This window comes from Bacillus alkalicellulosilyticus (assembly GCF_002019795.1).
Taxonomy (GTDB): Bacteria; Bacillota; Bacilli; order Bacillales; family Bacillaceae_F; genus Bacillus_AO; species Bacillus_AO alkalicellulosilyticum.
Genome location: NZ_KV917381.1, coordinates 546,944 through 561,013, shown reverse-complemented (window position 1 = coordinate 561,013; position 14,070 = coordinate 546,944). Strand labels below are relative to the sequence as shown.

Here is a 14,070-nt window from a genome sequence, read left to right as displayed (position 1 = left end):
CCTTGTTTTTTATTTCCATTATGTATGAAAACCTTCTGCTCCTTCGTTTCTCGATTCAATGATATGTTTATATCCACAATTTAAAGATATTCGCTGCCCTTCTCGGCAACCAGTCTTCATAAGCTGCAACCTTACTGATTTGTTCTTCAAGTACTGAGGCATCATCGAGTTTGTCTTCGTACCTTCCTAAGAAGTGAAGAAATACGTCTAATCTCCGTAGTTGAATTAACAAAGGTAGTGCTTCCAATTCTGCCTTCGTGAGCTTCATTGTATTTTTAAATCCTGAAACAAAATGACTCACCCTTTCTAGATATTCATCTTCATTTGTTTCTTCAGAAATGATGTCAGCTATACAAACCGCAACTTCCATGACTCGAAGGTCCCTGGTCGTAAATTCAAAGTCTAAAATGGCATTTATCTTTTGATTAGAATCCACCAATACATTCGATCCGTTTAAATCCCCATGAATGATTTGATGAGGAAGATGTTTTATATTGGGCAAATCCTGCTTGAACTGAACCAACTGTGAAGAAATCCATGCAAGCTCCTTTTTATATTGAGTAAAAATGTCTGGAGGATTGTTGCACCACGCTTCTACTTTTTCTATCGGACAATTCGGATGTGTATGTTCTATTTCATAGTACGGTCGATAGATAAGAGGCTGTGTCAGCTTTATCTTTTCAAGGGCTTGTAAAAGAATCGCTGTACTTTGTCCAAAAGAAAACAGAACATCAGCTGTATGTAAAACTGGGTTATCCCCTTCAATATAATGATACACACAACCAATTTTGTTAGATGGTAATCGAGTAAAGGACATGTTATCCCGACAAACTGGCGCAGGAACAGCAAACGGCAAATCAGGGATTTCATTTAATTTCAAAAGAACTTCATGTTCAAGCGCTACCTTTGTCTCGTCCTGATGAGTTTCATATATACGAAGGATATATGTTTCGCCATCTCTTTCAAGGTAGCGAGTCAGATTGTTATAGCCACTTTTTCCTTCATAGACATTCACCGGTATCTTTTCCTGAAAAAAGTAATCAATAAGGTACGTAAATTCATCTATTCTAGTCATTATTAAACTTCTCCCTACATACAGTATCTTGTTAACCATACCATAATTCAGGCAAATATTTTAAACTAACTACTTAATACAACCGCCATGGAAGACACATTCATATACCTTTTCGTTTTTATAGAAAATCTCTTCATAGCCGTTAAACCACTTGAATTCTCCATGAACCACGCAATGATACTTATATTCCCCGTTTTCGTACACCAATGGTCCTCGGTACGGAAATTGTTTAGGAACTAAGAATAACGCTTCTTTCAAAAAATCACCGGAAAATGACTCTCCTAGTATTCTACCCATATAGTTCATTGACCACATTGGTGTAGATCCAACCCAGAGCGCTTCTTCTCCAGCAAATTTTTCTCCGCCTAAATACGTATCAATATACAAAAAATCCTCTTCGGCATAGTGGAGGTCATGAGAGCTTGGTCTGGATGATGTAGCTTCTGCTCCTTCCCCAGCATATGTAGTCTTTTTTGCTCTGCATAGAAAATCAATAACTTCTTCAGTAAAGATATACTCAGTTGATTCTCTATCATTCTTGCTGCAAGCTTCGTCCTCTTTGACCATGCTATCAATACTTATGTTAAACAAAGAACTGAGTTCAATTAATTTTTCAACAGTAGGATAGGAGTGCCCCGTTTCCCATTTTGCAACGGCTTGTCTTGAAACCCCTATTTTCTCTGCTAACTGCTCTTGCGATAGACCCTTTTCTTTTCGTAAAACATGTAATTTTTCTTGGAATTTCATCTCTATCACCTCAGCTCAACTATACTAAGCAAGGATACTTATGACTACCAATTAAAGCTAACATTTTTGACAACTTATAGTTGCTCTTTTACACCATTAATTTTTAAATGGTTAAGAAATATGTCTTTCATGGAAGGCAGTTCACTTTTTGGCAGCCAGGTCGATGAATCCCACACCTTTGCTTCTTTTAAAGCCCGAGGGCAATGGATAAAGCACTCCTCAACATCTACTCCAATCCCAAGTAGTGGTGGTTTTCCTCTTAAACTCATTTCCTTTAAAATATCACCATTTTTTATGATCGTTGCTCGTCCGTTCACACGTAGAACTTCATCTAATCCTGGGATAAGAAAGATAAGACCAACGTGAGGATTAGAAACGATATTCATAATAGAATCAAGACGTCGGTTTCCCGGACGGTCAGGAATAACCAATTGATGCTCATTTAGTATTTTAATAGAGCTTGGATTATCACCTCGGGGTGACACATCACACGTCCCTTCTGTACTTGATGTCGCTAGAAAAATAAGTGGGGACATCGATATAAATCTTTTACAATTGTCATCTATAATCGAAACACTCTTTTTGACAACATGCTCATGAGGGAATCCAATGAGTTCTCTAAGCTCCTCCTCGGAAGTAATTGCATCTTCTGAAAAATTTATAACACTCATAACATCAACTCTTTTCTATTATTATTTGACTATCATTTTACCGATCCTTCTTGAAATGAATCAACTTATTTTTATACTTTCTTATCTTCAAATATGCCACAAAACTAATTAGAGCACTGAAAAAGTACAAACCAACTTTTCCAATGCCTTTGATTATGGTTTCAATGGCTCCACCAGTTGCCCGCCTGCTACGAGAAACCCACTCGTAGCAGGCTTTTAAAAAATGCAACGGTTACGCACATTGCATAAAGGGCACTGTAAAAGTTTAAAACCGAACTTTTCCAATGCCCTTATCCTGTTAACTTTTCCAGTGCTCTAAGTACATTTTATCATACAGTAGATACAAGGCTACGCTCTGAATACATTGTCATATTGTTATGATGTCGTCCAATCGGTACGACAGAAGGAGAGCCCGACACAGGGTCTTTTACAACCGTACAATGGAGACCAAAAATATCTTCAATCAATTGATTTGTAATGACCTTTTCTGGCTCACCTTCTGTCACAAGCTTTCCTTTATGAAGGGCAAAAATATGATCAGCATAACGAGCGGATAAATTGATATCATGAAGAACCATCACAATCGTTGTCCCTCGTTTTCGATTCAGATCTGTAAGCAAATCAAGAATCTCAATTTGATAAGTAATATCTAAGTAGGTTGTTGGTTCATCAAGAAACAAGATGTCGGTTTGTTGTGCAAGTGCCATCGCAATCCAAACTCGCTGTCTTTGCCCACCTGAAAGCTCATCGATGTTCCGGTCAGCAAATTCAGTAATGTTCATAATATCCATCGCCTCAGCAACCGCTTCATAATCTTGTTTCGTCCACCCTTTTAAAAACGTTTGGTGTGGATATCTGCCGCGACCAACTAAATCTGCAACGGTAATCCCCTCAGGCACAATAGGCGATTGAGGTAATAGTCCAATCAGACGAGCCAGTTGCTTTGATGGTACTTTACTAATTGGTTTTCCGTCTAATATCACTTGTCCAGAGGTTGGCTTAATCAACCGAGCCATCGTTTTTAGTAGAGTTGATTTCCCGCAACCATTCGCTCCAATAATAATACTAATTTGATGACTTGGAATGGAAATACTGACATCATGCAATATTGTTTTATTATCGTAGCCAGCAGTGATTTTTTCCGCTTGAAAAAAATGCGTTGGTTTCATTATAAATCACCCTTTCGATTGAGTCGGATTAGCAAGTAAAGCAAATAAGGTGCTCCAAGAATACCTGTAATCACTCCTACAGGATATCTAGCTGTAAAAGCAAATTGTCCAATAAGATCCGCGCCTAACACTAAAATGATTCCAACAAGACCGGCTGGAACGATACTAGAAAAACCAACACCAACAAGTCTTTTGGCAATAGGTCCTGAAAGAAATGCGACAAACGCAATTGGACCAGTAGCTGCGGTAGCTAACGCAATGATGAGAACTGAACTAACAATTAAAGCAAGTCTAGTCTTATCGGTATTGATCCCAAGTGACGTAGCAGCTTGCTCACCTAGTTCTAGCATATCTAATCGTTTCCCAAGGGCAATAAGGATAGGTGCGAAGATAAGAACAGTTACAATAAGAGGATATAAATTCTCCATTTTAGCGCCATTTAAGCTACCACTTAACCATCTCATCGCAGACGGAATATCATGTTGCTGGCCAATTAGTAATAGATAGGTAATCACAGCGTCTAGCATTGCTTGAATTCCAATTCCGATTAAAATAAGTCTGCCAATTGAGAAAGATGTTCCTCTTGATAATAGAAAAATAATGATTACTGTAACAAGTCCACCAAAAACAGAGGCAATCGAAACCACCGTATTACTAGCTTGGAGAACAATAATACAAAACACTGCTGCTGCACTTGACCCAGCTGTGATTCCGATAACATTTGGATTAGCTAAAGGATTTCTTAGCATCGTCTGAAAGATATAACCGCCAACTCCGAAAGCAAATCCGGCAAATACACCAGCAACCATTCTTGGAAAACGTATCGCACCAACGGCAAAAGAGGCTCCATCCACATCCTCACCCATAAGTACACGGACAACATCGAGAACGGGGTATATCGTGTTTCCTAGCATTAACATCGTACAACAAAGGGCAAAGGCAATGATCGCCAGTATCGATGTTACAACGACAAAACGACGACGTCTCTTTATTCTACCTCGTTTAATTTGAGTAATCGTATCATTCATCATAACGCACGCATTTTCGCTTTCATCGTTAGTAAAATTAAAATCGGTGCCCCAATAAAGGCCGTCACAATACCAACCTCTAGTTCCCCGGGACTTCCTAAAAGTCTACCGATGATATCAGATAACATTAAAATAATCGCACCCGATAAGGCAGACATCGGAATAACATACCGTAAATCAGGACCTATCATCAATCGGATGATATGGGTAGCCAACAATCCGATAAATCCAATCGGACCAGCTAATGCTGTTGTCGCACCACATAAGACAACACCAGCAAAAGCAGCAATAAGACGAAGCGTACCAGTCTGTACGCCTAAACCTGTAGCTACTTCATCACCCAATGCTATTGCATTAAGGGCTGGTGCTGTAAATAATGCGACCAAGATTCCCGCAATAAGAAAAGGAACAAACGTAGAAATTGAGCTCCAGTTCCCTGCTCCTACACTACCAACCTGCCAATATCGAAACTGGTCCATCACATTCGTACGCGGAATCATAACCGCAATAACTAAAGATGATAAGGCTGCACTTGTCGCTGCACCCGCTAAAACGAGTTTGAGGGGCGTGGCACCGCCACTCCCCATAGACCCAATTCCGAATACAAAAATGGCAGTTATCATTGCTCCCACAAGTGCAAGCCAGATATATTGATTAGCACTGCTAATATTTAAGAAGGAAATGCCACACACTACAAAGAGGGCTGCTCCCGTGTTAACTCCTAGAATACTAGGATCTGCAATTGGATTTCGAGTTACAGATTGCATAAGAGCACCAGAAATTCCTAATGCAGCACCACACATTAAACAAAATACAGTTCTTGCTATTCGTTGGCGAACAACATTTGCTTCATGAGATTGTACATCAGGATGGAACAAACCATTCATCAGTTCAGTCCAACCTATTGTACGAGACCCAAAGATAAGAGACGCGACGATACAAATACCGAGTAAAAGGACCAGAAGGATCAGTACCTTTATAAAATGCTTCGGTAGTAGTAACTGCTTATTTTCTGAAACGGAAATTTGACTCATTTTAGTTAAGCTTGCTCGCAGCTTCTGAAATCAGTTGTAAATATTCGTCAATTGAATACTTAATAGAAAGTGGGTTTGGATTCCCAGCTGCTGCAAGTGGTGTGTTATTTCCAATCACTACAACAGATCCTCTTTCAATCGCTGGTACTTTTCCAAGAATCGGATCCGCTTGTAATGCTGTTAACGTTTCTTCATCTCCATACGTGATTAACACTTCTACATCTTGAAGAGCATCCGCATTTTCAGCACTTAGCTCGATATAAAAATCTGTTGGGTTCGCAATGTGGCTCAATACACTTTCAGGGTATTCCATACCGATTTCACCAAGAAACTCTCCACGAGGGTCTGCAGGTGTGTACACATAAAACTTAGATAAATCCGTAGCAGTAATCATCGCAAATGTAGCTTTTTTACCTTTGATTTCAGCATGTTCATTAGCTTTATCTTGGATTAACTTTTCTGTTTCAGCAATAAGTTGTAATCCTTCTTCTTCCATGCCCATACCCTTAGAGTTGAACTTAATTTGGTCGCGCCATGACGTAACCCAAGGGCCTTTTTCATAAGCAACAACTGGTGCAATTTGACTTAACGTATCATAATCTTCTTGAGTAATTCCTGAATATGCAGCTAAGATGACATCTGGATTTGCATCAGCAATCGCTTCAAAATCTAAACCATCAGTGTCTTGAAAGATGTTTGGATTTTCTTCACCAAGTTCTTTTACCTTTTCAGCTGTCCAAGGTAACATACCACTGTCATCTTGAACACCAAAGTTAGCAGCTGAAAAACCAACAGGGACAACATCAAGAGCAAGAACAACGTCATGGTTCGCCCATGAAATCGTAACCACGCGCTCAGGCTTTTTTTCAATGACTGTTTCCCCAAAGGCATGTTCAATCACAATTGGATATTGAGCTGGAGTTGCCTCTGTATCAGCAACTTCTGTTGTTGCAGGTTCTTCCGTCGAAGCTGGCTCAGAACTTGATTGCTGACCTGAGCAACCAACTAATGCCAACATCAGTAGTGAGATTACTAGTGTAGTAAGTAATGAGAATTTTCGTTTTGTATTCATTTTTGTGTAACCGTCCTTATGTGTTTTTATTGATAATGATTATCGATGTCATTAATATACGCCCGTGTGGATAGATTGTCAATAATTTTTCTATAAAAATAATAATCAGTTATAATCAAAGGAGATAGTGCATTTTAGGGGTGATGATTTTGGTTGAGAGGAAAAAAGTGTTACTAGTTGAAGATGATCCAGAAATTAATAAACTACTAAGCTTGATTTTAACGAAATCAGGCTTGGACACAATTGTCGCTTATTCTGGTACAGAAGGTTTGTTACAGCTGCAAAATCATACGTTTGATTTAATGTTATTGGACTTGATGTTACCAGGTAAAAGCGGAGAAGAAGTAATTAAACAAGTCAGAGAAGAGAGCTCCATCCCCATTATTGTGATTTCAGCCAAGGTGGACATCGATAGCAAAGTACACGTCTTGAAAATGGGAGCAGATGATTATATCACCAAACCCTTTGACCAAAAAGAAGTCATGGCAAGAGTTGAAGTTCAATTACGGAAATCAAGTACTCCTTCCTCACGAACGCCAGTGCAAGTTTGGCGTGGCCTTACAATCCATCCAGAAAAACGATCTGTCTCTTTAAACGATAAAATACTGCAACTAACAAATGCAGAGTTTGACATTCTATCCTTATTTGTAAGTCATCCAGAGCGTGCATTTTCAAAAAGGGAAATTTATGAACGAATCTGGAAAGGCACCTACGTTGGCGATGACAACACCATTAGCGTTCATGTCTCCAATATCCGTAAAAAAATCGCTGAGGTCACTTCAGATGAATACATCAAAACCGTTTGGGGAGTCGGATTTATGCTGGTTTAATTTCTTTATGATTTCTTTATGTTTTCCTTAAAGGAAATTAAAACCTCCTTCGCTACACTATAATTATAAAGAATAAACAAAGGAGTTACCCAAATGGATACGATAATTCAAACCTTTCAGTTAACGAAAACCTTTAAGAATGAAGAAGTCATCAAGCCACTGAATTTCTCATTAAAAAAAGGCGAAATTTGTGCACTAATTGGGAAAAATGGAGCTGGAAAGTCAACGTTTTTTAAAATGCTGTCTGGACAATTACATCCAACTTCAGGAGAGCTTTTTCTATTTAGGAGATCAGGAAAAGAATTGGTTAATGCCAAAAAGAGAATGGGGTTTATGATAGAGACCCCAGAATTCTTCCCAGATTTTACGGCCACTCAAAATCTAGAGTATTTCCGAATTCAAAGAGGGATTGTTGAAAAAGAACGCATCTATGAGGTTTTGCAAATTGTTGGCTTATCTAATCAAAAGAAGAAACGATTTAAAGAGTACTCGATGGGAATGAAGCAACGATTAGGGATTGCACTTTGTCTTTTAAGTAGCCCTGATTGTTTGGTGCTAGATGAACCGATTAATGGCTTAGATGCTGAGGGAATTCGAGAAATTCGTCAGCTATTATTGAAGCTTAATCAAGAAAAACAAATCACCATTTTAGTGTCCAGCCATATCTTAACTGAATTACAATTGCTTGCTTCGCGTTTTGTATTTATCAAAAATGGTGTCCTTGTTGATGATGTAAGCAAAGAAGATTTAGATGAAAAAAGTAAAAAACAAATCCTACTGAAAGTGGATGACCCTGCAAAAACAGCGAGAATACTAGAACAAGCTTATTCTGATATTCAGTTTAAAGTTCTTCCTAATCGGCAAATTGCCATTCAAAACCATGTAGAAGAAAGCGGCATGATTAATCGACTATTAAACGACAATGGTGTAGTCGTGATGGAGTTTCAAATTGAAGTCCTCAAATTAGAAGAGTATTTCCTAGACTTAGTGGAGGAAGCAAAATGATGATGAATTATATGAAAAGCGAAAATTATCGTCTCCTTCGCAAAAAAAGTCTCTATGTCACAAGTGTGATTGGTCTATTATGTATCACAGTAGCAGCGACTGTTTTACATTTTGCTCAACAGAACGACCCAAATTTCCCGTATGGAACGAGTCAATTTTTTTATTCAAACGTAGTTAGTGCTGGGTTCCTCATTATGATCGTAGGTTTACTCTTTAACGTCGCTCTCACTGGTAAAGATACGGCTTTACTCAAACAATCTGTATCATTTGGCATATCTAGGAACACCATTTTTTGGTCAAAACTTCTACTAACCTTACTTTACTTTATGCTGTTATGTGTGATTGGTCTAGCCTTAACAATTGCATTAGGAGAAAGTCTATTCGCAAATGAGGAACAATCCGCCTTATACTTCTTGATAGCTTGTGTAAATATGGTACCGATTGTCATTAGCGGCTTTTTTATCATTCATGCTCTCCGAATGGGAAAAGTCGGTGAAATCTATATCATTATGACACTACTCTTTTTATTCTTCTTATCAGGTGATTTGTTAAGGATTCTATTCCGCTCTGTGACGGGGTTACATGAACTATATCTTTATGCACCAAGCACACTCTTAAATGAAAACCTTATGAGCTATATCGGACAAGGAGCTCAGCTTGATTATCGCTATTGGATTACTGGAATCGTCATTTCAGTGCTTTCTTTACTCATAGGGGCAAGGAAATTTACTACACAAACTATTGATTGATGGAGATGGAATGAATGGAATTGATTAGCTGGTTGATAATCGTTATATTAAGTGTTCTCCTCATCGGTTGTATCGCGACCATCCTGCTTTTGCACTGGGATATGAGGAGGATGACGAACCAATTAGATGACATCATTCGCAATTTTGGTACCAATGAAATCGTGCGTACGCATTCTCATAGTAAAATCGTGATTGGTTTCATCAAGAAAATCAACCAGCTCATTTATTTATTTAAACAAGACCAACAAACAATGGTAAAAAGAGAAAAAGAATTAAAGCAAGAAATTACAAATATCTCTCATGATTTAAGGACACCTTTAACCTCAATTAAAGGCTTTTCTGAACTGTTAACAGATCCGGATTTATCTGAAGCTGAAAAAAATGAATACCAATCTATTATTCAAAAGAAAATAGACAATCTCACGATGATGGCCGATTTATTCTATGAGCTTTCACAAATTGATTCTTCGGACAAACCATTACAAATGGAGCCACAGTTTTTGGATAAAATCATCCTCGAATCTATGGTTTTGTTCTATGATGATTTTGAAAGAAGCCAGTTAAACATACATGTAGATGACGTGAGCGTATCTCCTATTTTAGCTGATAAAAAGGCAACAACTCGAATTGTGACAAACCTTATTCAAAATGCATTACGGTATGCCAAAAGCTATTTTACAATTAGCTTAATTGAAGACGAAAATCATGTCCGTTTACGAGCAGTTAATGATGTTGACCAAGTTGACCGACATGACCTTCATCGAATCTTTGACCGAAGTTTCCGGTTGGATACGAGTCGGACTGGCGGACAGCATGGACTAGGACTTCATATAGTGCAACAGCTTATTACAAAACAGGAAGGCACGGTCGTTGCCGATGTCCAGGACAATGAATTTTCGATAGAAGTCACGTTTAAGAAATGGGTAAAGTTGAATAAAGAGTGCTAACTAAAATCGATTGGTTTGAGAGCCACTGCAAACAGTGGCTCTGTCAAATGAGAGATTACATGCTATCTTTACTACTCATTCTTAATCGTTTACTTCACCAATTCAATTATGATTTCGTCTAAAATACTTTCTTCATAATTTACAGCATCTGCTTCAGTAACCGTCGTTTCTGATTGAGCAAATTCTACTCCGTCTTTTTCATAACGAGTAACTTCATTTTCATCGCTAAAAGTGTGATGACCATAGCTAACATGAGGCGTAATAATAAGTTTTGTCGCTGCAGGGTCTATTCTCCCAAATGTTTCGCTCATACTCATATTAAAATGGTCTATCCCCATCCCTCCGTTTGGATTTCCTTGATAAACATTTCCGAGGTCATCCCTCATTTCAATCATGACATGAACATAATCCCATAAGTCCTGAACTTTATCATCGGCTTCATAGTTGAAGAAAACAATCGTAGACATCGGAGTATTTGTCAGCCTTTCCACTTGAACTTTTACGCCTTCTTTTATCGTTTGTTGGTACACATTTTGAATCGTATGATTTGTTTCCTCTAGCGAAAAGGAGAATGACCATTGTCCGTCAATTGCTTCCATCGTATCTCCATTCTTAATTTTGTTTATATTCCACGTCACTTTTGGATTTTTTAGCTCTATTTCATCGATTATCGTTGTTTTAACTATTCCGACATATTGATTTTCGCCTATCTTCTTAATCTCTTCATAACCTGTTAAACTCGAGACCTTCTTAATGAGCATCATATCTATACCATATATGGTTTCTCCTAGGTCTGTTTCTGACTCAATGAAAAAAGTAGCAGTGACCGACTTGCCATCGTACACAGCGTCTTTTAACGTTATTGTGATACCATTGCTTTCTTGTACTAGGTTAAGCTCACTTGCGTTTTCTTTATAATTAGTATAAAACTCATCATCATTTGAGTTAAACATTGCAAAAATATCACTTAGGAAGGGGAGATTCGATGCGTATGTTGGAAATGTCAAACCGAGTGTTATCATGGATAGTCCACCTAGTATGGATGCTGCTACGATTGTTTTTTTCCATTGCGGTGTGCGTTTTTTTTGTAATGCTCGTTTGAGTGCTTTTTTCACCTTTCTTTTTTCAAGAGGACTCACTTCTATCTCTTCAATTTCACTTTCGTCGATATTGATATCATTTAATGATTCATATATATCTTTCATCCCAGCTTCTCTCCTAACGTTAGTTGTTTCCCTAATTCATGAAGCTCCTTTTTGCCACGATGTAGCCGATTTGCGATTGCTGATGTTGTCATACTAAGCTTTTCAGCAATATCGTCTGTCTTCATGCCTAACAAATATTTCATAATAAAAATATTTCGGTCGACTGGAGATAAGTGATTCAGTAAGTTCACAAGCTCCGTTCGACTCTCCATAAGTAAGAGCTCATCTTCTGCCGACTTGTTTCCCTCTCCTGCTATAACATCAGAGCTTATTTCTTTTTGGTTTTTTGCCATTCTGTAGTAATCAATCGCTTTAAACTTAGCGATGGCAAACACCCATTTTTTAAATTCGATTTCATTGTTACCTTTAAACTTTAGAGCATGATTCCATATCGACAAGAAAATATCATTCGTGCATTCCTCTATTAAACCTTTGTTCGATAACGGTGCTAGAATTTTATTGGTCATTCCCTTCACTAAGGGCAAATAACGATCAACAATGTAAGATAATGCATCTTCATTTTGATTTTGTAATTGTTCTATGAAATTACGTTCATTTATTTGCATATACATGCTCCTTACCAGTTTTGTAAAAGCTTTTACATTTAATATAACGGAGAAAAAGAAAAAATCTCTCATATAAGGGACGGTTCTGTTGATTTTTTTTAGGAGAGTAGAGAAGTGATTTTTCACTACTAATATTTATTAAAAAGAAGGGAGAGTTCCCTTCTGGAAACTCTCCCTTGATGTTGGTGATATGTATAGAAATTCACCAAACCCCTCTTTACTCACCTTATCCTCGTTCCATACCAATCATCATCCAGCTTTATCAGGTCATATTCAACATCTTTATCGCGATAGTGACGCTCGACTACCTTTCCACTTTTACAATACACGATATGGTAGGTATCTCCGTTGACTCCTTCCCAGTCAAAAACGAAGGTTAAAAGCTTCTCCCCATCACTCTCATTATATGAAAGTTTACTTAGTGCACCTTTCGATGAGACCTTAATTTGCCCAATATTATCCTGTAAAGTCTGGGTTACCTCAACATGATACTGATATGAAGCATTATAAAGGAAAACACCCCAATTTTCATACGTGTATTCTAGTTTACTATCATCAATACTTTCCACTCCATCCTTTACAGTCTCAAACAACTCACGATGGTCTCTAAACAGTTGATAATATTTAACATTGTATTTCAAGTAATTCAAGAACAACCAACTGGTTACTAAGATTAATAGAAATATAATAAGAAACCGGATAATTCTCCTGCGTTGCATAGTGGCACCTACCTTCTTTATGCAATAGTAGTTATTTAAATTTACTACTAGAGTCATTTGACAATGATGTTTCTAACGGTACAAAATATTACTTGTTTTGTTTAACAATTATCTTATCCTCGTTCCATACCAATCATCATCCAGCTTTATCAGGTCATATTCAAGATTTTTACCACGAAATTAACTCTCGACTACCTTTCCACTTTTACAATACACAATATGATAAGTATCCCCATCGACTCGTTCCCAGTCAAAAGTGAAGGTTAGAAGGTTCTCCCCATCCCTCTCATCATATGTCAGTCTACTTAGTGCACCCTTAGATAAGACCTTCATTAGCCTAATAGTATCCTGTAAACTTGGGTCCACTTCATCATGGTACTGATAGGAAGGAATATAAAGGAAGGCACCCCAATTTTCATTTGTGTACTCTAGTTTAGTATCATCAATACTTTCCACTCCATCCTTTATTTCTTCAAACAACTCACGCTGTTCTTTAAAAAGTTGGTAATATCGAACATTGTATTTCAAGTAATTCAAGAACAACCAACTGGTTACTAAGATTAATAGAAATATAATAAGAAACCGGATAATTCTCCTGCGTTGCATAGTGGCACCTACCTTCTTTATGCAATAGCTTTACATAAAATTACCGCTAGAGTCATTTGACAATGAATGATTCTAACGGTACATAAATATTACTTGTTTTGTTTAACATGCCTCTCGACTTATCTTATCCTCGTTCCATACCAATCATCATCCAGCTTTATCAAGTCATATTCAACATCTTTATCGCTATAATAACTCTCAACTACCTCTCCATTTTTGCAATACACGATATGATAGGTATCTCCGTTGACTCGTTCCCAGTCAAAAGTGAAGATGAGGAGGTTCTTCTCATCACTCTCAACATAACTCAGTTTACTTAGTTCCTCTTCTGATAATTTCTTGAGTTGCCTAATCTTGTCCTGTAAACTCCATGGCACTTCATCATGAAATTTATTAGAAGCATAATAAAGGAGTATAGTCTCGCCATTACTGGTGAAATCTAGTTTACTATCATCGATACTTTCCACTTCATCCTTTACTGCTTCAAACAACTCACGCTGGTCTCTAAAAAGTTGGTAATATTCTACATTGTATTTCAAGTAATTTAAGAACAACCAAATGGGTACCGCGAGGAATAGAAATATAATAAGAAATCGGATGATTCTCCTGCGTTGCATAGCGTCACCTACCTACTCTATCGCAATAAC

At 37.7% G+C, this 14,070-nt stretch carries 16 protein-coding genes; 4 read left to right on the top strand and 12 right to left on the bottom strand.

What is annotated here, in order from left to right; translation table 11 throughout:
• Positions 1-67: 67 nt before the first annotated feature.
• From BK585_RS02860 to BK585_RS02830, 7 genes are all read right to left on the bottom strand, one after another.
• Positions 68-1,075 carry a phosphotransferase gene (locus BK585_RS02860; RefSeq protein ID WP_170885456.1) on the bottom strand — a complete coding sequence of 336 codons (1,008 nt, stop codon included), beginning with the start codon at positions 1,073-1,075 and terminating at the stop codon, positions 68-70.
• A gap of 69 nt (positions 1,076-1,144) precedes the next feature.
• Positions 1,145-1,822 (bottom strand): DUF5680 domain-containing protein, encoded by a 678-nt coding sequence (locus tag BK585_RS02855; RefSeq protein ID WP_078551667.1) that lies wholly within the window; start codon positions 1,820-1,822, stop codon positions 1,145-1,147.
• Positions 1,823-1,896: 74 nt separating this feature from the next.
• The gene (locus BK585_RS02850) at positions 1,897-2,493 is read right to left on the bottom strand and encodes an MSMEG_1061 family FMN-dependent PPOX-type flavoprotein (RefSeq protein ID WP_078551665.1); all 597 of its coding nucleotides are present in this window, start codon (positions 2,491-2,493) and stop codon (positions 1,897-1,899) included.
• A 329-nt stretch (positions 2,494-2,822) separates the two neighbouring features.
• Complete coding sequence (locus tag BK585_RS02845; protein WP_078551663.1) at positions 2,823-3,662, bottom strand: ABC transporter ATP-binding protein; 840 nt, start codon at positions 3,660-3,662, stop codon at positions 2,823-2,825.
• Positions 3,662-4,690 (bottom strand): FecCD family ABC transporter permease, encoded by a 1,029-nt coding sequence (locus BK585_RS02840; RefSeq protein WP_419095557.1) that lies wholly within the window; start codon positions 4,688-4,690, stop codon positions 3,662-3,664. The genes BK585_RS02845 and BK585_RS02840 overlap by 1 nt, the downstream gene beginning before the upstream one ends.
• Positions 4,690-5,724 (bottom strand): FecCD family ABC transporter permease, encoded by a 1,035-nt coding sequence (locus BK585_RS02835; RefSeq protein ID WP_078551659.1) that lies wholly within the window; start codon positions 5,722-5,724, stop codon positions 4,690-4,692. The genes BK585_RS02840 and BK585_RS02835 overlap by 1 nt, the downstream gene beginning before the upstream one ends.
• A 1-nt stretch (position 5,725) precedes the next feature.
• Positions 5,726-6,796, bottom strand: a complete 1,071-nt coding sequence (locus tag BK585_RS02830) for an iron-siderophore ABC transporter substrate-binding protein (protein ID WP_078551658.1) — start codon at positions 6,794-6,796, stop codon at positions 5,726-5,728.
• Positions 6,797-6,945: 149 nt separating this feature from the next.
• Between BK585_RS02830 and BK585_RS02825 the strand changes: the two genes are divergently transcribed.
• The 4 genes from BK585_RS02825 to BK585_RS02810 all read left to right on the top strand — a co-directional run bounded on the left by BK585_RS02825 (position 6,946) and on the right by BK585_RS02810 (position 10,327).
• Entirely contained in the window at positions 6,946-7,626 is a 681-nt protein-coding gene (locus BK585_RS02825; RefSeq protein ID WP_245805770.1) for a response regulator transcription factor, read from the top strand.
• Between the two features lie 93 nt (positions 7,627-7,719).
• Positions 7,720-8,631, top strand: a complete 912-nt coding sequence (locus tag BK585_RS02820) for an ATP-binding cassette domain-containing protein (RefSeq protein WP_078551656.1) — start codon at positions 7,720-7,722, stop codon at positions 8,629-8,631.
• Positions 8,628-9,380, top strand: a complete 753-nt coding sequence (locus BK585_RS02815) for an ABC transporter permease (RefSeq protein ID WP_245805769.1) — start codon at positions 8,628-8,630, stop codon at positions 9,378-9,380. The genes BK585_RS02820 and BK585_RS02815 overlap by 4 nt, the downstream gene beginning before the upstream one ends.
• Before the next feature lie 14 nt (positions 9,381-9,394).
• Positions 9,395-10,327 carry a sensor histidine kinase gene (locus tag BK585_RS02810; protein ID WP_245805768.1) on the top strand — a complete coding sequence of 311 codons (933 nt, stop codon included), beginning with the start codon at positions 9,395-9,397 and terminating at the stop codon, positions 10,325-10,327.
• 89 nt (positions 10,328-10,416) lie between these two features.
• On the opposite strand, the gene BK585_RS02805 is transcribed toward BK585_RS02810, so the two are convergent.
• The 5 genes from BK585_RS02805 to BK585_RS02785 form a co-directional block, all read right to left on the bottom strand.
• Positions 10,417-11,532 carry a DUF4179 domain-containing protein gene (locus BK585_RS02805; RefSeq protein WP_078551655.1) on the bottom strand — a complete coding sequence of 372 codons (1,116 nt, stop codon included), beginning with the start codon at positions 11,530-11,532 and terminating at the stop codon, positions 10,417-10,419.
• A complete protein-coding gene (locus BK585_RS02800; RefSeq protein ID WP_078551654.1) occupies positions 11,529-12,098 on the bottom strand; it encodes a sigma-70 family RNA polymerase sigma factor in 570 nt (189 codons plus the stop codon). Before BK585_RS02800 ends, BK585_RS02805 begins: the two co-directional genes overlap by 4 nt.
• Before the next feature lie 221 nt (positions 12,099-12,319).
• Complete coding sequence (locus tag BK585_RS02795; RefSeq protein WP_078551653.1) at positions 12,320-12,817, bottom strand: hypothetical protein; 498 nt, start codon at positions 12,815-12,817, stop codon at positions 12,320-12,322.
• A gap of 180 nt (positions 12,818-12,997) precedes the next feature.
• Positions 12,998-13,423 carry a hypothetical protein gene (locus BK585_RS02790; protein WP_078551652.1) on the bottom strand — a complete coding sequence of 142 codons (426 nt, stop codon included), beginning with the start codon at positions 13,421-13,423 and terminating at the stop codon, positions 12,998-13,000.
• A 119-nt stretch (positions 13,424-13,542) separates the two neighbouring features.
• Positions 13,543-14,040 carry a hypothetical protein gene (locus tag BK585_RS02785; RefSeq protein ID WP_078551651.1) on the bottom strand — a complete coding sequence of 166 codons (498 nt, stop codon included), beginning with the start codon at positions 14,038-14,040 and terminating at the stop codon, positions 13,543-13,545.
• Positions 14,041-14,070: the final 30 nt, after the last annotated feature.